Source organism: Actinomadura napierensis, from assembly GCF_039529375.1.
GTDB classification, from domain to species: Bacteria; Actinomycetota; Actinomycetes; order Streptosporangiales; family Streptosporangiaceae; genus Spirillospora; species Spirillospora napierensis.
On sequence record NZ_BAAAMR010000088.1, the window covers coordinates 1 to 17,527 of the forward strand.

Here is a 17,527-nt window from a genome sequence, read left to right on the forward strand (position 1 = left end):
GCCTGGGCCACGATGGCGGCCGGTGGCCGGCGGTGCTGCGCACGATGACCGGCGCCATGACCCTGTCCCTCAACATCGCCGACTCCGCGCTGAAGAAGGACATGGTCGGGGTGGCGGTGCACGCGGTGGCGCCGCTGCTGTTGATCGTGACGGCCGAGACCGGGCTGGCCTACCGCCGCGCCATCTCCGACGCGCTGATCGCCGAGCAAGCCCGCCAGCACGCCGCACAGGCGGCGCGCGAGCGGGTCGCCGCCGAGCGCGCCGAAGCCGAGCGGCAGCGCGCCCGGGAGGAACGCGAGCACCAGGCCCGGCTGGCGCGCGAGCAACGCGAGCACGAGGCCGCGCTGGCGCGCGAGGAAGCCCGGCGTGCGGAGGCCGCCGAACGTGAACGGCGCGCCGAGCGTGAACGCGCCGCACAGGAACGTGAACGCGCCGAGCGCCGTGAACGCGAGCGTGAACAAGCCCGCCGCGACGCCGAACACAAGCGGGCTGAACGCGCCGAGCGTGAACGGCGCGCACTGCTGAACACCGGGCCCGCCGCCGAGAAGCGGCCCGAGGGCGAAGCCCGCCAGATCGTGGCCGCGGCGTTCGCGGCCGGGCTGTCGGTGCGCGCCGCCGCCGAGCGGTGCGGCTGGTCCATCGGCTGGGTCGCCGGCCGCTACCAGGAACTGCGCGACACCCCCACCGGCCACGCCCCGGGAGTGCGGGCCCTGGCCGAACTCCCGCACGGCACCTGACCCCGGTCGGTCCACCCTGACCGGCCCGTGCATGGTCCGTCTCTCGGATCTCGCCCACACCCTCACGCCCTGGCTGCGGCTGTGCGCCGCCCGGGCCGGGCTGGGTGTGGGCGGGGTCGGCGGTACGGACCGCCGAACCGATCCCCGATCGCCCCCTGTGAAAGGGAGAACCCGAATGATCCTGTTGGCTCTGCTGACCGGCGGGCTGGTCTTCATGATCTGGGCCCGCCAGGTCTCCTACGTGATGCTGTTCGCGCTGTGCTCGTGGGGGCTGCTGGCCGCCTCCACCCCGATCGGCCTCAGGCTGGTGAGCGGCCTGAACTCGCTGTCGGGCATGCTGGACGGGGCCTTCCGGTGAGCGCCCGTCCGCGCCCCTCGCAGACCCTGCCCGCCCCCGCCTCGGCGGGGCCGGGCAGGGCCCGCCCCCACCCGACACCCCGCGAGACTCGACGTTTGCCAAGGCGGCTGGCGGGGCGGCTGTGGGCCAACCGGCCCAGCCTGGGCACGCTGGCGTGCCTGCTGGCCCTGCCCGGGGTGGGCAAGGTGCTGCTGGGCTGGCCGCTGTGGTGGACCGCAGCCGGTCAGTGGTCGCTGTGGCTGGCGCTGATGCTGGCCGTGTCGATCATCGAAGCGCGCCGCACCGCAGCGCCCCCGCCCCCGACCGGGACCGGGTCCGGTGCTGGTGAGGAGGGCGGCCGATGATCGAGCTGATGTTCCTGGGGTCGGCCGCGTTCGTCGGCGGCGCGCACGCCGTCCGGCAGTCACGGGGCCGCAACCAGCCCCGCCAGCGCGCCCGCCGCGATTCGCTGCTGGTCAAGGCGTGGAACTCCGCCGGAGCCCCACGCACCGAGGAGTCCATGCTCGGCGACGCGGTGGCCGACCTGGGCGGCCGGGCGATCGGCTCGACGGTGCGCCGCACGGCCCCGCGCGTCCGCCGACGCGCCCGGTCGGCCCACGCCCGCGCCGCGTCCCGCTGGCAGCGACGCACAGAACAGGACCGCACCGTGACGTTCTTCCGCCGCCGCAACCGCTCCGCCAACACCGCCACCACTACCGGCTCCGGCAACCCTGCTGGAGCCGGTCCGGGCGGCACGCGGACTGCGGACGAGCCGGTGCTGCCGCGGGGCGGGGCACCACGGCCGCTGCCGCCGGGATCGCACCCGGCGGCGCCGCGCTCCCCGATCCCGATGCCGCCCGGCCACCCCACCGGGACCACGATGCGCGGGCGCGCCACCGGAGGCGCTCCCCGTGGGCAGAGCAGCGGGCGAGGCCGGGCGCGGGGGCGGGCGCGGGCACAGTCCCGGATGCGCATCGCGGTGCCGCTGGACCTGGACGCCCCCGACACCGATGAGGAGTTCCTGTCCGCCTGCGCCGACCTGCAACAGATGCTGCGCGGAATCGGGGTCGCGGTAGAGGACTGGAACGACGAACTGATGACCCGGCGCCTGCCGCCGGTCGTCACCGGGCCTCTGGAACGGGTCCACGAAGGACTGGTGGACGGCGCCGCCCGCACCGCGCTGGCGACCGTGCTGTTCGAGAACTGGTTCGCCGAGGCCCGCGAGATCGCCGCCGCCGGAATCGAGTTCACCGGCGAGGACCCCGAATAGCCCCGCCGCCACCCCCGTTCCCGCACCACAACAAGAGGAGAGTCTGAGGATGCTTCCGCGTCCCCGCGGCCGGCGTCCCGGCCGCTTCGTCGTAGAGTTCGACGCCCCCGACACCGACGGCGAGTTCATCGCCACCAGCCTGGCCATCGCCGCCCTGATGGGCGGCCTGGCCGACGCGGTCGACGCCTGGACCGGCGAGCTGACCCGCCGGGGCATGCCCCCCGCGATCACCCTGCAGTTCCAGCACCTGGCCGACGACCTCACCGACGCCGAACACGCCGCCCGCGGCGCGGCGGCCAACTTCGCCGACTACTTCGAAGACGCCCGCACCATCGCCGCCCGCGGCATCCGGATCATCGGCCCCCGCCGCGGACGCCGCGCCGCCTGACCTGCCTGCCACTGCGTTCGGCCGTGCCGCCACCCCTGTCCCTGGAGGGTGGCGGCACGGCCGTTTTGCGTGTCCGACCTGGACAAGGAGTCCTCTGGAATGCTGAAACGACCTGCACGAGGTGGCTTCGGCCGCCCACAGCGCCCCACCGGCCGCGTCGGTGGCCGTGCCGGTGCCCGCTCCGGTCGCCGCTTCGGGGGCCGCCGCCGCGGCTACTCCGACGCCGAGGCGCTCGACGCGCTGATGCCCGCCCTGGCGCCTGCGCTCATGGACCGCCGTGCGGCGCCGCGGCGCCCGGTGCTCGGGCCGCTGGCCCGCGCCTATGGCCGCTGGGTGATGGCCTCGCCCGACACCCGCGGACTCGGTACCGGCCTGGCCGCCCTCTACCCCGCCGGTCACCTCGCCCACGTCTACGCCCCCGGCGACTCGCTGCTGCTGGGAGCGTTCGCGACGCCGGCGGCGCTGGCCGCGTGGGTCGCGACCTACAAGACCCACGGATCGCCCCGCTACTCCGGCGCGATCGCCGCGATCGCCGCCGGGATCCCGGTGTGGCTGGCCACCGCCGCCGCCACCGGCATCACCAACCTGCCCACCCTGCTGGGCTACACCCTCACCGCGTCGGCGGGCTGGTCGGCCTACACCTGGTCCGACGTCCTCAAAGAACGCCGCCGGTTCGCCGAGGCACAGGCCAAATGGGAGACCATCGCGGGCCTCGCCGGGCTGGAAGGGTCCCGGCTGCTGCGCACCGAACGCACCCGCACCGGCGTCAAGTTCAAAATCGACCTCGGCGTGGAAGGCCCCTCGGCGTCCCGGCTGGAACGCGGCGACCTGGCAGAGCAGATCGCCCGCTGCTACGGCATCGGCGCCGACGCCGTCCGCATCGCCACACACCGCAAGAACGCCCGGATCGCCTGGATCACCATCCAGCTGGTGGACCTGTGGTCCCAGCCCGTCCCGCACCCCGCCGTCACCGAAGCCGCCGCGGCCGGTGCGGCGCCGGTGAAGGGGCGCCGGTCGATCCTGGACGGCCCGTTCGTACTCGGAACCGACCCCGAAACCGGCGACGATCTGGAACTGGTGCTGTTCGACTCCGGCGGCGCCCGGCACACCGAGATCGTGGCCACCAACGGCGGCGGCAAGACCAACACCCTGTCCAACATCGTCCAGCAGGCCGCCGAGTGCCGCGACGTGCTGACCATCGCGATCGACCTGGGCAAGGGCGTCATCCCCAGCCTGTGGGGCGCGCACCTGCACGAGGCCGCCGGCGTCGGCGAGGAGGACAAGGCGCTGCAGATCCTGGGCTGGATCGACGCGATCGTGGACGAACGCGCGATCGCCTGCCAGGGCGGCACCCACACCCCCACCGCCGACGCGCCGGTGATCCTGCTGATCATCGATGAGCAGGACACCGCCACCGGCCTGGACTCCACCATCGCCCACCTGGTCAAGCCCGTGCTGGACAAGGTGCACCGGCGGGGCCGCTCCGGTGGCGTGGTCGCCGTCACCGCCAAACAGCGCAACGTCGTCCAGCACACCGGCACCAAGGAAGGCAGCGCCAACACCCACACCAAGATCGTGGGCCGGGTGTCCGACACCAAGGAGATGACCAAGGCCATCCCCGACTGGGAGACCCTCGGCTACCCCGACATGTCCACCTACGGATCCGGCGCCGAAGGCGTGATCCTACTGGCCAGGTCCGGGGGCCGCTGGCAGGCCGGCCGCACCCGCGCCCTGTTCGACCGCGACACCGTCCAAGCGCTGGCCGCCGCCTACGGGCCCGCCGACGCGCGCCTGGAACCAGCGATCGCCGAAACCCTGCCCGGCTACACCGAACGCCACCCCAGCCCCGCCACCAGCACCGCCGCCAGCACGGCCACGGCCGGTGAGCAGGACGGGCAGCGTCCGGCGGCCCCGGGCTGGACGACCCCGCCGAAGCCGCCGCCCCGCCCCGCAACCGGCACCGCCCCCGGCCACCGGCAGGGCGGCCACGATGCGGGCTGGGGGTTCGACCCCGCCGACGCCGACGCGGTCGACCAAGCCGCCAAGGGACTGGTGGACCGGCTGGACGAGTTCATCGCCGAGACCGTCCCGCCGCCCGAACAGCCCACCCGGCTGGACGACCTGAACGCCGCCCAGCAGAGCATCGACAACACCGCCGTGCCCGAACCCATCGTGCAGGCCGTCACCGGCCTGCTGGCCGAACGCGGCGCCAAGGGCGCGCGCCGCGACGAACTCGTGGCGCGCCTGGACGCGTCCCGCTCCACCGTCGCCCGATACCTCGGATCCCTGTGCAAGGACGAGATCATCACCCGTGCCGGGCGCGGCAAGGCGGCCCGCTACTACCTGCCTGACCACGCCCCCGACGATCACGCCGAGTGACCGGCGTTCGGGCCGAACTGTCCAACGAACTGTCTCGCGAACTGTCCCAGCCAACTGTCCCACCGGCCCCAACGCGCGCGCGTGGACGCGAACACGCACCAGCGCGGGACAGTTGGGACAGTTCCCGCGAGACAGTTCACCCGCTGCACGCTGAGTGACCCCCGCGCGTCCGAATCCCGCGGGGGTCGGCGCGCGCCCCTCCTTCATCCCGACCCCCGTCAAGCGGGAGACATCATGCTGCCCTCTTGCCCGCCCACCTCCCTCACCGCCCTGGTGCTGACGCCGTCACCGACCCCGACCAAGCCGCCCGCCGAGCACCACGGCGGCGGGGGCGGGCTGTGGCTGCTGCTGATGCTGGCCGCGTTCATCTGGGCCGTCGCGCACGTCATCTCAGTGCAACTGCACCCGCTGCGCACCTGCCGCGCCTGCAACGGCACCGGCCTGCACCGCGGCCAACTCTTCACCGGAACCATGCGCGTCTGCCGCCGCTGCGGCGGCACCCGCCGCCAACTACGCCCCGGCGCCCGCGCCACGACGCGCCACCGCCACCACTGACCACCACCACCGCGCCCCGGGAACCGCCCTGCCGGTCCCGGGACCTTCTTCTGCCCACACCCCGGAAGGGAGACGGCCCGTCATGTCCCACGCCTACCCGCCCGCCGATCAGTGGCCGGTGCTGCAACCACCCGACTGCCCCACCTGCCAGACCCCCACCGAGGTCGTGTTCATCGGCCCCGCCGACCGCCTCGACGGCGGCCAGGCCAACGTCTGGCACTGCCACCCCTGCCGCACCGACTGGGCCATCCCCATCACCCGCTGGCCCATCGCCGACGGCCCCGACTGCCCGTACTGCCTCACCGAAGGCACCTGCTGGGCCGCCCTGGACCCCGACCGGCAAGGCGACCTGTGGACCTGCCACAACGGCCACGAATTCGTCCTCACCCCCGACGGCACCGTCATCACCCCCGACAACGAAGACCTGACGGACTGGGCACCAGTCTGGCCGCCCTCCAAGCGCAACCCGCACGACGGGCGGGGACCGCAGGACGGCGGTGCCGCATGAGCGCCCGCAGCGCGATCGAGTGGACCGACGCCACCTGGAACCCCGTGACCGGCTGCACGAAGGTCTCGCCCGGCTGCGATCACTGCTACGCCGAGACATTCGCCGAACGCTGGCGCGGCGTGCCCGGCCACCACTTCGAGCGCGGATTCGACCTGGTGCTGCGGCCCGAGCGGCTCGGGCAGCCGCTGGGGTGGCGGGCGCCGCGGCGGGTGTTCGTCAACTCCATGTCCGACCTGTTCCACCCCGGCGTCCCGGCCGAGCACATCGCCCGCGTGTTCGCCGTCATGCTCGCCGCGCCCCGGCACACCTTCCAAGTCCTCACCAAGCGGCACGCCCGGATGCGGTCCCTGCTGCGCGACTCCCGGTTCACCGCCGCGGTGTACGAACGGGCCGCCGCCGACCACGGCCTGGCCCCGGTCGCTGCGCCGTACCGGCGGTGGCCACTGCCGAATGTGTGGCTGGGAGTGTCCGCCGAGAACCAGCCATGGGCCGAACGGCGCATCCCCGCCCTGATCGAGACCCCGGCCGCGGTGCGGTTCGTCTCCGCCGAACCGCTGCTGGGGCCGATCGACCTGACCCGGGCGGTGTGGACCTGCGGCAGCCAGCGCGGCCACGGGCTCACCGCCAGCTACGTGCACGCCGGCGGATGCTGCGACCGCTTCCACGGCCTGGACTGGGTCATCAGCGGCGGCGAGTCCGGCCCCGGCGCCCGCCCCGCGCACCCCCACTGGTTCCGCAACTTGCGTGACCAGTGCGCCGCCGCCGGGGTGGCCTACTTCCACAAGCAGCACGGCGCCTACACCTGGCAGACCCCGAGCCCCCACCGCAGCCCGGACCTGTACGTGTGCGCCGAGACCGGCCAGACCGTGCCCGCCGACCACGCTCCCGCCACCAGGACCTGGGCCGGTGTATGGCGCGTCGGCAAGAAGGCCGCTGGCCGCGTCCTGGACGGCCGCACCCACAACGCCATGCCCGCACACCTGCCCGCCCGCCCGGCGAACCGGGACGGGGCCGCGTGACCGGCATGATCGGGCGCCGCTACCTCGACCCCGGCGACCGCCTGTCGGGCCGCAACGACCCGCCCGAGGTCGTGACGGTCCTGGCCCGCTGGGCGCCCGGTGGCGGGCCCCGCAACGTGCTCGTGCGCCGCCTCGACGGATCCCGCCAGGTGATCCCGTTCCCGCGTCGCCTGCGCCGCCTGGACAGCCCCGGCTTCCGGGCCGCTGACCGGCGCACCCCTGACCGCATGCCCGACCCCACCTCGATGACCGGAGGTGCCTGATGGCCCTGTTCACCCGCTGGGCGCCCGGCGATGAGCTGTCGCTGTATGACGAGTTCTCCGGCGCCGGTGGCTCCACCCAGGGCGCCGCCGCCGTGCCGGGGGTCCGCCCGATCTTCGTCGCCAACCACGACGACACCGCGATCGCCTCGCACGCCGCCAACTTCCCCGACGTCGAGCACTACAAGGGCAACGTGGTCGAGACCGACATCACCCGCTTCCCCTGGGCCGCGATCTTCTGGGCGTCGCCGGCCTGCCCGCCCTGGACCGACGCCCGCGGCGTCAAACGCGACTTCGACCGCACCAACCAACAGGTGCTGTTCGGCCCCGACGGGCCGGAGGAGAACGTGGCCCGCGCCCGCGCGCTGATGGAGGAGGTGCCCCGCTACCTGCGGTACTGGGCGGGCAAGGGCCGCCCAGTGCTGGGCGGGATCGTGGAGAACGTCGTCCAGGTCACCAAGTGGGACCAGTTCACCCGCTGGCGCCGCGAGATCGAGGCCATCGGTCCCTACGACGTCTACGTGATCGCCTACAACTCCATGCACGCCCGCCCGGTCCGCACCCCGCGCGCCCCCCAGTCGCGTGACCGCGCGTTCGTGCTGTACCTGCACAAGGCGTTCGGGCGGCGCCCGGACCTGCGCAAGTGGCTGTCCCCGCGCGCGTACTGCCCGGCCTGCGACCACACCGTTGCGGCCATGCAGGTGTTCAAGAAGCCCGGTGCGTTCATGGGCCGCTACCGCCAGCAGTACCTGTACCGCTGCCCGTCCACCTCCTGCCGCAACCAGGTCGTGGAACCCGACGTGCTGCCCGCCGCCCACGCGATCGACTGGACGCTCAAAGGACGGCGGATCGGGGACCGGGACGAGCCCCTCGCCCCGGCGACCCTGGCCCGCATCCAGGCCGGGATCACCCGGTACTGGGCCCCCGTCCTGGCCCCGGCGGGCGGGACGTGGCGCACCCAGGCCACGACCGTGGCCGACCCGATGCCGGCCCGCACGACCCGCGAGAACGACGGCATCGCCGTGCCACTGATGGTGCCGGTGGAGGGCCGCCCCGGCAAGACCGCCGCACCCGCCTCACTGCCCCTGCGCACCCAGACCGCCCGCAACGAGACCGGGATCGCGCTCACGGCCCAGACACCCACCAGGGCACCCGCCGGGACGCTCGCCGAGCCGTTCCTGGTCCCGCTGCGCGGCGGCGGCGACAAGGAGAACGCCCGCCCGATCGGTGACCCACTCACCACGGTCACCGCGTCCGGCAACCACCACGGCCTGGTGGCCCCCGCAGCGACCACGGCCGCGATGGTGATGCGCAACAACACCCCCCGCGGTGACCTCGCGCAGATGTGCACGCCCGCGTCCGAGCCGCTGCGCACGCTCACCACCGCCGGCCACCAGTCCCTCCTCACCGCCGAACACCTGCTGGTGCCCTACTACGGCAACGGCGCCGCCCGCCCGACCGGCGAGCCGATCGGGACGCTGCCGACACGCGACCGGTACGCCCTCGCCGAAGGGGCCGCCGAACTCGACCTGGACGACGTGCTGTTCCGCATGCTCGAACCCCACGAGATCGGCGCCGCGATGGCGTTCACACCCGACTACATCGTGCTGGGCAACAAGCGGCAGAAGGTCCGCCAGTACGGCAACGCCGTCACCCCGCCCGTCGCCGAAGTCCTGATGTCCGCCCTGGTGGAAGCCATCACCGGCCAAGACCTGGAGCCCGCCCCATGACGACCACCCCGCCGACACCGCCCACCGCCGCCGCGCTGCTCCGCTACGTGCTGGCGTGCGCTGCCCGGGGCTGGCACGTCTTCCCGCTGGCCCCGGGCGACAAGGAACCACCCCACGGGGTGAGGTGGACGCGGACGGCCACCACCGACCCCGACGCGATCCGGCGGATCTGGGCCCGCCGCCCCTACAACATTGGGATCGCCTGCGGACCGTCCCGACTGCTGGTGATCGACCTGGACCTGCCCAAGCCCGGCGAACGCCCGCCGGACCGGTGGGCGCTGCCCGGCGTCAACGACGGCGCCGACGTCTTCGCCATGGTCTGCGAAGAAGCCGGGCAGCCGATGCCGCTGGAGACCTTCCAAGTCCGGACCCGCCGCGGCGGGTTCCACCTGTACTTCACCGCCCCGGCGGATGTGCGGCTGACCAACACCGGGGGCGAGCACGGCAACGGGCTCGGGTGGAAGGTCGACACCCGCGGCGACGGCGGATACGTCGTCGGCCCCGGCTCCTTCGTGGACCTGCCCGACGGCACCGGCACCTATCAGCCGATCCACACCATCGCCCCGGCGCCGCTGCCTGGGTGGCTGGCCGAACGGCTCCGCCCGGCGCCGCTGCCGCCGCAACGGCCGGTGACGGTGCGGCTGGCCACCGGCAACCGCGGCGCCTACCTGCACAAGGCGGTCACGGCCAGCCTGGACGCGATCGCCGCCGCCCCCTCCGGGCGCCGCAACGCCACCCTGTACGGCGCCGCCGTCGCCCTCGGCCAACTGGTCGCCGGCGGCGCCCTGGACCCCGACGACACCGAGCAACTGCTGACCGCTGCCGCCGTGCGCGCCGGGCTGGGCGAGATGCCCGCCCGCCGGACCATCCGGTCCGGGTTCCGCGCCGGCACCCAACGCCCCAGGAGCGTGCCCGCATGACCGACCTGCCCCGGCTGCAAGCCGGATCCGGCCCCGAAACCATCCGCGTCCTCAAAGCCGAACTGGCCAAGGGCACCCTGCCCGACACCTACGTGTCGGCCGGGTCGCTGGTGCACATGGAGACGGTGTCGGGCGGGCAGACCTCCCCGGCCGCCGACGAAGACTCACCCCTGCCGGTCACCGCCAGCCCGGTCACCCCCGCCACCCTGGCCGGGCTGCTGGCCGAACACGCCTACGTCTACCGGCTCCGGTCCCGCAAGACCGGCAAGAACGGCGACGTCGAACTGTATGAGGAGGAGGTCACTCCGCCCCGCGACATCCTGGCCTCCGTGCTGGCCGGCAAGACCTGGCCCGGCCTGGCCCCGCTGCGCGGAGTGATCGGCGCGCCGGTGCTCCGCCGCGACGGCACCCTGCTGCAACGCCCCGGCTACGACCCCGCCACCGGCCTGTACCTGGCGTCCAAGGTCGCGCTGCCGCCGGTCCCCGACCGGCCCACCGCCGAACAGGTCCACAAGGCGCGGGACTTCGTGCTCAACCGGTTCCTGCGCGACTTCCCCTGGGCCAGCCCCGCCGACCGCGCCAATTACGTGGCGCTGCTGGTCACCCCGATCCTGCGGCACTTCACCCGGTCCTTGACACCGTTCGCGCTGATCGACGCGACCATGCCCGCCTCCGGCAAGTCCATCCTGACCGGCGGCCCCGGCATGCTCTACGGCCAGCGCGTCATCCCCTGGGCCTACACCGAAGAGGAACTCCGCAAATCCATCACCGCGGTGCTGGCCGAACAGGTCGGCGTGGTGGTGTGGGACAACCTCGCCGAAGGCACCGTCATCGACTCCGCCACCCTCGCGCTGCTGGTCACCGCCGGGGTGTGGTCTGACCGGCAATTGGGCGCGTCCCGCAACATCGCCACCGTCAACGACCGGCTGTGGATGGCCACCGGCAACAACCTGCAAGTCGGCGGGGACATGGCTTCGCGCACCGTCCGGGTGCACCTGGACCCCAACATGCCCCGGCCCGAGCAACGCGACCAAAGCCGCTTCGGGATCCCGCACCTGGACCAATGGATCACCAGCCCGGCCAACCAGCTCACCGTGCTGTGGCACCTGCTGGTGCTGGTCCTGGACTGGACCGGCAACGGCGCGCCGCGCGCCGACACCCTCTCCATGCGGCAATTCACGCCATGGGCGCACTCCCTCGGCGGGTTCCTGGCCCACCACGGCATCGAGGGGTTCCTGGCCAACGCTGCCGACGTCCGCGCTATCGACGAAGACGAAACCCGCTGGCACGCGTTCCTGGCCTGCTGGCACAGCCTGCACGGCTCGCAGCGCATGACCGCCGCTGAACTCCGCAACTCCGGCGAACCTGACCGGATCGGGCTGGACGAACACGACAGGTGGGAAGGGCAGTTCATCACCACCCACACCGGCCGCCTGCCCAACTCACTGTCCCTCGGCCGCCTGCTCACCGGACAGGCCGGCCGGTGGCGCGGCGACTACGTCATCCGCTCCGGCAAACACGAACGCGGCAACCGAAACGTGTTCTGGGTCGAGCACCACGACGGAGAGTCCCATGCGTGACCGGTCCCGGAACCCGCTGAAACATCTCGGCATCTCGGCAACTCGGCAAACCCGCCGCTCACCTGCACAGACTCTTGCCGAGATACACAAACCCAGCCAACGGCCATCTCGGCAACTCGGCACCGGTTGCCGAGATAGCCCCCCGACTGCCGAGATGCTCCGAGCCCGACCGCCACCATCTCGGCACCCATCACCTCAGCTCACGGCCACAACTGCCGAGTTGCCGAGATGCCGAGATGTTTCAGCCCCTCCCGCACAGCACGAACGGCCGCCCCCACCTGCCGGGGGCGGCCGTTCCTCGTTCACCCACACTCAGACGGCCCCGGCGGACACACCGCCAAGCACACCCGCCGGGGCCTACCTCACCAACGGAGGTCGCCCCATCATGTCCGAACAGCCGCTCACCGTGCCGCCCGACATGCGCCTGTTCAAGGTCGAAGACGCCATGACCCTGCTGTCCCTGGGACGCAACACCATCTTCGAACTCATCCGCTCCGGCCGCCTGCGCTCGGTCAAGGAAGGCCGATCCCGCCTCATCCCCGGCAAGGCCATCGCCGAGTACATCGAGCTGTTGGAGCGCGAGGCGTCGTAAGGAGCCCCGCCCCTCGAACCAGAAGACCCGAACCAGAGAAAGGTTAAGGATTGCCCGAGAGCGCAGATTCCAAGCGCCGTCCGCGCGGCGATGGCGGTCTCCGCTGGAGTGAGAAGCGTCAGCGATGGATCGCCGAAATCACCGTCGGCTACACGCCGGCCGGAAAGCGCATCGTCCGAACGGCCAGCGACAAGAGCAAGACCAGGGCACTCAAGAAGCTCCAAGAGAAGCTGCGCGACCACGCGGACGGGCTGCCGAGCGAAGACACCCGGTACACCGTGGCCGATGCGGTGAAGAATTGGCTCGAATACGGTCTTCCCGACCGGGACGAGAACACGGTGAAGAACCGGACGAGCCTCGCCCAGAACCACGTGATTCCGGATCTCGGCGCCCGCAAGCTGCGCGAGCTGTCGGCCGACGACGTGGACCGTTGGCTGGCGCAGAAGGCGAAGACCCACAGCACGAAGACACTCCGAGAGATGCACTCGATCCTCAGAAGAGCCGTCGCGCGGGCTCAAGCCCGCGACAAGGTCAAGAGGAACGTTGTCCTGCTCTGTGAGGTCCCCCGCGGGAAGGGCGGGCGCCCCTCGAAATCGCTGTCGTTCAACCAGGCCGTGGCGCTGCTGGAAGCCGCCGAAGCAAGCGGTGAGGCCGACATGCACGCCTACATCGTGCTCTCGCTGCTGATCGGCGCGCGTACGGAGGAGCTGAGGGCGCTGCGCTGGTCTCACGTCGTCGCCTATCAGGAGGAGCGCGAGGCATGGCTCCCCGTCGATGAGGCTGGCTGGAATTGTCGCGAGTTCGCTGTCTACGTCTGGCGCTCCGTCCGGCGGGGCGGGGACACGAAGACAGAGAGGTCAAGACGGAGCCTGAAACTGCCGTCTCGGTGCGTGCTCGCCCTGCACGATCTCTACAGCGTGCGGGGCGGGGCCCATATGGACGCTGGCGGCGCCTTCCCGCTCCCCCGTGACCGCTACGTCTTCCCCGCCGCGGACGGGGGCGAGCGGGACCCCATGAGCGTCCTACGAGGCTTCCGGAGGGTGGCGGCCCGCGCCGGCCTGACCCCGGACGCCTGGACGCCGCGGGAGTTGCGGCATAGCTTCGTCTCGCTGCTCTCGGACAGCGGGATGCCGACGGAGCACATCGCCCGGCTGGTGGGCCACAGCAGCACCCGCGTGACGGAGACCGTCTACCGGCACGAGCTTCGGCCCGTCCTGGAGGACGGCGCCACGGAGATGGATCGCATCTTCCCGGGCATGATCAGCGATCGGTAGTCAGGCAGCAGGTCAGGCACAACGCATCAGGGCCCGGCTCGTTGATCCGAACCGGGCCCTGACCTGGGATTGTGCGCCCAGGGGATGCTCAAGCTGAACCCCGCCCTCGTGCGGTACATCCGCGAGTACAAGCAGCGGTAGGTGGGCGGCCAGCTTACGCACGCACGCCTGGAACAACTGTCGAGGCGTATCGCCGGACACCGCACGATGGGTTGCTTCGAAAACGAGGAGGTGACCCGGCAAATGGGAATAATGGAGGGCAGACATACGTTAAACGCGCTAAGGATTCTACACGACGTCTCGAAGGATGAGCCGTGCCAAATGATCAAGATCCGCCACAGATTCCCGAGGATGCCAGATTCGACTACCAAGGTGCTTGCTGGTGGTGCGGCGCGGTCGCTGATTCACGGGAACACAAGTACAAGAAGTCAGATGTCATTCGTCAGTTCGGGAAGGGACCGTGGTCAGGGAAGGCCGCCTTGCTGCGCGTGCAGGAAGACAATCCTATCCATCAGCGGATCAGGGGTCCCGATTCTAACGGACTGAAGTTCGACAAGTCACTCTGCCAACGGTGCAACAACACGCGTAGCCAGCCATTTGACTACGCATACGACAAGTTGAGTGAATATATCACCACAACTGCTCGGCGGATTGCGGACGGTCAACGATTTAAGCTATCCGACGTATACGGCAAGAATTGGCGCGACGACCGAGACGATGCCGTCCGCTACTTTGTGAAGCACATTTCATGCCGGCTGGCCGACGATCGAGTCCAGGTGCCAAGTGCGTTAATTCGGTTCCTCGATGGGGCGTCAGCAAAGCCTCAAGGGCTATCACTTGACCTATCCCTGCGCCTTGACATCTTCGCGATGGAGCACCACCTCGCAGATGTCCACAACATTCCCAGTGGTTCGCTTTGGATGGGCGGATCGCAGTGCCGATACAGTCAGAGCCGACACCAGATAACGGAGTTGTGGAGCCACATCGGATTTGGCGCCCTACGCGCAGGCTACCATATTGACTTTCAGGGAACGCACTACCGATCAAACCTTCGACGCAACAAGGTTAGAGTCGACCCAGAGTACAATATTGATCCCCATACCGTTACTGAGTGGTGCCAAGAATGCAGCCCGCCTAAAAACGACTAGGCTTTTCGAGCTCATGCTGGAAGCGGGATCTACTCCAACGTCTTCTCAAACCCGCACAGGCCGAGATCGAGCAACAACATAGTGGTCCAGTCCCAAGTCAACCTGTTCAGATGGTCTACGGCACGGCCTCTGGGCCTCGCACGCGGGAAGTAGCCACTTTGAGGGTGGCGGCCCGCGCCAGCCTGACCCCGGACGCCTGGACGCCTGGACGCCGCGGGAGTTGCGGCATAGCTTCGTCTCGCTGCTGTCGGACAGCGGAATGCCGACGGAGCACATCGCCCGGCTGGTGGGCCACAGCAGCACCCGCGTGACGGAGACCGTCTACCGGCACGAGCTTCGGCCCGTCCTGGAGGACGGCGCCACGGAGATGGATCGCATCTTCCCGGGCATGATCAGCGATCGGTAGTCAGGCAGCAGGTCAGGCACAACGCATCAGGGCCCGGCTCGTTGATCCGAACCGGGCCCTGACCTGCGATTATGTGCCCATGGGGGAAGCTCCCGCGATTGGACTCGAACCAATAACCTGCCGGTTAACAGCCGGCTGCTCTGCCGATTGAGCTACGCGGGATCGTGCGTGCGGCGGGGCCGTGGGCCCCTGCCAGCGCGTCTAGGTTAGCGCATGTGCGGGGCTGTTCGCGCACGCGTGAGGGATGGCGGCGGTGTTCGCGGGTATGGAGGTTGGACGATCGGCCCCCACAGGGAGTTGGACATGAAGTCGCGAATGATGTTCATGGCAGGCGCAGCGATCGGTTACGTCTTCGGGACGAAGGCCGGACGGGAGCGCTACGAGCAGATCAAGCGCCTGTCGCAGCAGGTGTCGGAGAACCCGAACGTGCAGGAGGCCGCGGGCAAGCTGCGCGCCAAGGGCGGCGAGCTGGCCTCCACCGCGAAGGAGAAGGTGCCGCAGCAGATGCCCGGCCGCCACAAGGCCGACGCCGACGCCGACGCCGAACCGAAGGTGTACCCGGGCTAGAGGCCCGTCTGGCGGCGCAGGTCCTCGAGGACCTGTTCGGCCTGGGCGCGCAGGCCCGGGTCGGCGGGGTCGAGGCCCGCGTCGAAGACGAAGGTCCAGCGCACGTCGCCGCCGGTGGCGGGGCGCCGGCCGGCGATGCGCACCTTCCCCCCGCCGGGGAGCCTGGCGTGGTGGGTGACGGCGATCGTGGCGGTGACGCGTTCCCGGACGGTCTCGGGGACCGAGCCGGGGTCGGTGAGGCGGACGTGGTGCTCGGCGCCGCCGGACGTCTCGGTCACGTGCAGCCAGCCGTCCTTCCAGGTGGCCTGGTCGACGCGCTCCCACGGGACGCGGGTGAAGCCGCCGGACGGGGCCGGGACGTGCAGGGCGGTGGTGGTGGCGACCACGTGGGAGCCGCCGCGGGTGGGAGCGGACGCGAGGACGCGTTCGCCGCGTTCGGTGGTGAGCGCGTCGCGGACCGCGGAGGGCAGGTGGCCCCGGAGTAGGCGCATGCCCCAACGGTAGGCGATCAGGCGGCCTGCGGGGCGCGGCGGGCCGCGAGCAGGTCCAGCACGAGGGCGGCGGACCAGGAGTAGTCGTGGCTGCCGCGCCCGGTGCCGTCGAAGGGGTCGAAGAACTCGCGGAACCCGGACTGGCGGACGAGCCGCATCGTGGAGCCGTAGAGCAGGTCGGCGACGACGGGCAGGCCGTGCGCGAGGGCGCCGTACCAGATGAGCCAGTTGGTGCTGATCCAGGTGGGGCCGCGCCAGTAGCCGCCGCGGTCGAAGGCGGGGGCCTGGATGTCGCAGGTGGGGACGGGGTAGCCGGCGGCGCCGGCGAACCGGGCCGACAGGAGCAGGTCGACGAGGTTGCGGACGTGCGCGGCGGGCAGTTCGGGGTCGAGGAGCGGGCCGAAGGACCCGGCGGTGATGACGGGCAGGAGCCGGTCGTCGCGCAGGTCCCGGGCGCGGAAGCAGCCGGTGTCGGCGTCCCAGAGGCGGTCGAGCATGGCGGTGTGGACGCGCTGCGCGGCCTCCACGTGCGGGGCGGGGTCGGCGCCGACGATCCGGGCGACCTCGGCGAGGGCGTGTGTGGAGGCGAGGTAGGTGGCGTTGAACAGCGGGTCCTCGACCGCGAACGGGTGCGATTCGCGCAGGTAGGCGGGGTCGTAGCCGGCCTCCCGCAGGAGGGCGACGAGCCGGACGTAGCGGTCGTAGTCCTCGCCGGTGGGCAGGGTGCGGGCGCGGTGACCGGGCGCGTAGGCGGTGGGCAGGAGTTGGAGGGCGGCGAGGGGGCGGTCCCAGGCGGGGCTGTTGTCCAGGCCGGACTCCCAGGGGTGGCAGATCGCGGCGAGGCCGGCGGCGCCGATGTCGCGGGCGGTGGCGAGGTAGCGGTGCTGGGCGGCGAGCATCGGGTAGAGGCGGGCGAGGAAGGCGCGGCTGCTCTCCCCGTCGTGCGCGCATTCGTGCAGGCGGAGGGCGACGAGCGCGTGGACGGGCGGCTGGGTGAGGCCGGAGGTGTGGACGCCGCGCGGCGCGGCGGGCTGCTGCGCGCTGCACCACAGGTCGGGGCCGGGGAAGAACGCGTGCCGGGCGAGGGAGGTGTTGAACACGATGTGCGGGAGCATGCCGTCGGCCCACTGGCCGCGGAAGAGCGAGAGCAGTTCGGCCTCGGCGCGGGCGGGGCGGTGCCGGGCCAGGCCGAGGCTGATGAAGGCGGAGTCCCAGCTCCACTGGTGCGGGTAGAGGCCGGGGGACGCGGCGGTCGCGGTCCCGGTCCAGTTCGCGTCCAGCACGCGGGCCGCGGCCTTCCACAGGGCGGTCTCGTCGCCGGTGAGACGGGAGCTCATGCGCTCAGGGGTACCTCCTCCCGGGCCGG

At 71.5% G+C, this 17,527-nt stretch carries 20 protein-coding genes and 1 tRNA gene; 18 read left to right on the forward strand and 3 right to left on the reverse strand.

Annotated elements, in window-relative coordinates; genetic code table 11:
* From ABD296_RS36085 to ABD296_RS36165, 17 genes are all read left to right on the forward strand, one after another.
* On the forward strand, positions 1–737 hold a 737-nt coding region (locus ABD296_RS36085; protein ID WP_344278002.1), incomplete at its 5' end, for a hypothetical protein.
* Between the two features lie 175 nt (positions 738–912).
* The gene (locus tag ABD296_RS36090) at positions 913–1,095 is read left to right on the forward strand and encodes a hypothetical protein (RefSeq protein WP_344278005.1); all 183 of its coding nucleotides are present in this window, start codon (positions 913–915) and stop codon (positions 1,093–1,095) included.
* 95 nt (positions 1,096–1,190) lie between these two features.
* Entirely contained in the window at positions 1,191–1,439 is a 249-nt protein-coding gene (locus ABD296_RS36095; protein WP_344278007.1) for a hypothetical protein, read from the forward strand.
* Positions 1,436–2,344 carry a hypothetical protein gene (locus ABD296_RS36100; protein WP_344278011.1) on the forward strand — a complete coding sequence of 303 codons (909 nt, stop codon included), beginning with the start codon at positions 1,436–1,438 and terminating at the stop codon, positions 2,342–2,344. Before ABD296_RS36095 ends, ABD296_RS36100 begins: the two co-directional genes overlap by 4 nt.
* Positions 2,345–2,393: 49 nt before the next feature.
* Positions 2,394–2,732: a hypothetical protein gene (locus ABD296_RS36105; protein ID WP_344278014.1), complete on the forward strand. Its 339-nt coding sequence runs from the start codon at positions 2,394–2,396 to the stop codon at positions 2,730–2,732.
* Positions 2,733–2,831: 99 nt separating this feature from the next.
* A complete protein-coding gene (locus ABD296_RS36110) occupies positions 2,832–5,111 on the forward strand; it encodes a hypothetical protein (RefSeq protein WP_344278016.1) in 2,280 nt (759 codons plus the stop codon).
* Between the two features lie 234 nt (positions 5,112–5,345).
* Complete coding sequence (locus tag ABD296_RS36115; RefSeq protein WP_344278019.1) at positions 5,346–5,666, forward strand: hypothetical protein; 321 nt, start codon at positions 5,346–5,348, stop codon at positions 5,664–5,666.
* A gap of 82 nt (positions 5,667–5,748) precedes the next feature.
* Positions 5,749–6,174 carry a hypothetical protein gene (locus tag ABD296_RS36120; RefSeq protein ID WP_344278022.1) on the forward strand — a complete coding sequence of 142 codons (426 nt, stop codon included), beginning with the start codon at positions 5,749–5,751 and terminating at the stop codon, positions 6,172–6,174.
* On the forward strand, positions 6,171–7,193 hold the full coding sequence (locus ABD296_RS36125; protein ID WP_344278024.1) for a DUF5131 family protein: 1,023 nt from the start codon (positions 6,171–6,173) through the stop codon (positions 7,191–7,193). Before ABD296_RS36120 ends, ABD296_RS36125 begins: the two co-directional genes overlap by 4 nt.
* Entirely contained in the window at positions 7,190–7,456 is a 267-nt protein-coding gene (locus ABD296_RS36130) for a hypothetical protein (protein ID WP_344278027.1), read from the forward strand. The genes ABD296_RS36125 and ABD296_RS36130 overlap by 4 nt, the downstream gene beginning before the upstream one ends.
* Positions 7,456–9,183: a DNA cytosine methyltransferase gene (locus ABD296_RS36135; RefSeq protein WP_344278030.1), complete on the forward strand. Its 1,728-nt coding sequence runs from the start codon at positions 7,456–7,458 to the stop codon at positions 9,181–9,183. Before ABD296_RS36130 ends, ABD296_RS36135 begins: the two co-directional genes overlap by 1 nt.
* Positions 9,180–10,103: a bifunctional DNA primase/polymerase gene (locus ABD296_RS36140; RefSeq protein ID WP_344278033.1), complete on the forward strand. Its 924-nt coding sequence runs from the start codon at positions 9,180–9,182 to the stop codon at positions 10,101–10,103. The genes ABD296_RS36135 and ABD296_RS36140 overlap by 4 nt, the downstream gene beginning before the upstream one ends.
* A complete protein-coding gene (locus ABD296_RS36145; RefSeq protein WP_344278036.1) occupies positions 10,100–11,683 on the forward strand; it encodes a hypothetical protein in 1,584 nt (527 codons plus the stop codon). Before ABD296_RS36140 ends, ABD296_RS36145 begins: the two co-directional genes overlap by 4 nt.
* Positions 11,684–12,068: 385 nt before the next feature.
* Positions 12,069–12,275, forward strand: a complete 207-nt coding sequence (locus ABD296_RS36150) for a helix-turn-helix domain-containing protein (protein WP_344278039.1) — start codon at positions 12,069–12,071, stop codon at positions 12,273–12,275.
* 50 nt (positions 12,276–12,325) lie between these two features.
* Positions 12,326–13,549: a site-specific integrase gene (locus ABD296_RS36155; RefSeq protein ID WP_344278042.1), complete on the forward strand. Its 1,224-nt coding sequence runs from the start codon at positions 12,326–12,328 to the stop codon at positions 13,547–13,549.
* A gap of 314 nt (positions 13,550–13,863) precedes the next feature.
* Positions 13,864–14,697, forward strand: a complete 834-nt coding sequence (locus ABD296_RS36160; RefSeq protein WP_344278045.1) for a hypothetical protein — start codon at positions 13,864–13,866, stop codon at positions 14,695–14,697.
* A gap of 196 nt (positions 14,698–14,893) precedes the next feature.
* Positions 14,894–15,103 carry a tyrosine-type recombinase/integrase gene (locus ABD296_RS36165; RefSeq protein WP_344278108.1) on the forward strand — a complete coding sequence of 70 codons (210 nt, stop codon included), beginning with the start codon at positions 14,894–14,896 and terminating at the stop codon, positions 15,101–15,103.
* A gap of 89 nt (positions 15,104–15,192) precedes the next feature.
* Here the strand turns inward: ABD296_RS36165 and ABD296_RS36170 are convergent.
* Positions 15,193–15,265: transfer RNA gene (locus ABD296_RS36170), tRNA-Asn, on the reverse strand.
* Between the two features lie 141 nt (positions 15,266–15,406).
* Between ABD296_RS36170 and ABD296_RS36175 the strand changes: the two genes are divergently transcribed.
* The gene (locus ABD296_RS36175) at positions 15,407–15,670 is read left to right on the forward strand and encodes a YtxH domain-containing protein (protein ID WP_344278048.1); all 264 of its coding nucleotides are present in this window, start codon (positions 15,407–15,409) and stop codon (positions 15,668–15,670) included.
* Here the strand turns inward: ABD296_RS36175 and ABD296_RS36180 are convergent.
* Positions 15,667–16,161 carry a hypothetical protein gene (locus ABD296_RS36180; RefSeq protein ID WP_344278051.1) on the reverse strand — a complete coding sequence of 165 codons (495 nt, stop codon included), beginning with the start codon at positions 16,159–16,161 and terminating at the stop codon, positions 15,667–15,669. The two genes, ABD296_RS36175 and ABD296_RS36180, sit on opposite strands and share 4 nt — an antisense overlap.
* Positions 16,162–16,178: 17 nt before the next feature.
* A complete protein-coding gene (locus ABD296_RS36185) occupies positions 16,179–17,498 on the reverse strand; it encodes an MGH1-like glycoside hydrolase domain-containing protein (protein WP_344278054.1) in 1,320 nt (439 codons plus the stop codon).
* Between the last annotated feature and the right edge of the window lie 29 nt (positions 17,499–17,527).

Bases quoted from the DNA above. Each gene is read 5' to 3' on its own strand.
- ABD296_RS36090 (WP_344278005.1), top strand. From the start codon at position 913: ATGATCCTGTTGGCTCTGCTGACCGGCGGGCTGGTCTTCATGATCTGG.
- ABD296_RS36100 (WP_344278011.1), top strand. From the start codon at position 1,436: ATGATCGAGCTGATGTTCCTGGGGTCGGCCGCGTTCGTCGGCGGCGCG.
- ABD296_RS36105 (WP_344278014.1), top strand. From the start codon at position 2,394: ATGCTTCCGCGTCCCCGCGGCCGGCGTCCCGGCCGCTTCGTCGTAGAG.
- ABD296_RS36110 (WP_344278016.1), top strand. From the start codon at position 2,832: ATGCTGAAACGACCTGCACGAGGTGGCTTCGGCCGCCCACAGCGCCCC.
- ABD296_RS36115 (WP_344278019.1), top strand. From the start codon at position 5,346: ATGCTGCCCTCTTGCCCGCCCACCTCCCTCACCGCCCTGGTGCTGACG.
- ABD296_RS36120 (WP_344278022.1), top strand. From the start codon at position 5,749: ATGTCCCACGCCTACCCGCCCGCCGATCAGTGGCCGGTGCTGCAACCA.
- ABD296_RS36125 (WP_344278024.1), top strand. From the start codon at position 6,171: ATGAGCGCCCGCAGCGCGATCGAGTGGACCGACGCCACCTGGAACCCC.
- ABD296_RS36135 (WP_344278030.1), top strand. From the start codon at position 7,456: ATGGCCCTGTTCACCCGCTGGGCGCCCGGCGATGAGCTGTCGCTGTAT.
- ABD296_RS36140 (WP_344278033.1), top strand. From the start codon at position 9,180: ATGACGACCACCCCGCCGACACCGCCCACCGCCGCCGCGCTGCTCCGC.
- ABD296_RS36145 (WP_344278036.1), top strand. From the start codon at position 10,100: ATGACCGACCTGCCCCGGCTGCAAGCCGGATCCGGCCCCGAAACCATC.
- ABD296_RS36150 (WP_344278039.1), top strand. From the start codon at position 12,069: ATGTCCGAACAGCCGCTCACCGTGCCGCCCGACATGCGCCTGTTCAAG.
- ABD296_RS36175 (WP_344278048.1), top strand. From the start codon at position 15,407: ATGAAGTCGCGAATGATGTTCATGGCAGGCGCAGCGATCGGTTACGTC.
- ABD296_RS36180 (WP_344278051.1), bottom strand. From the start codon at position 16,161: ATGCGCCTACTCCGGGGCCACCTGCCCTCCGCGGTCCGCGACGCGCTC.
- ABD296_RS36185 (WP_344278054.1), bottom strand. From the start codon at position 17,498: ATGAGCTCCCGTCTCACCGGCGACGAGACCGCCCTGTGGAAGGCCGCG.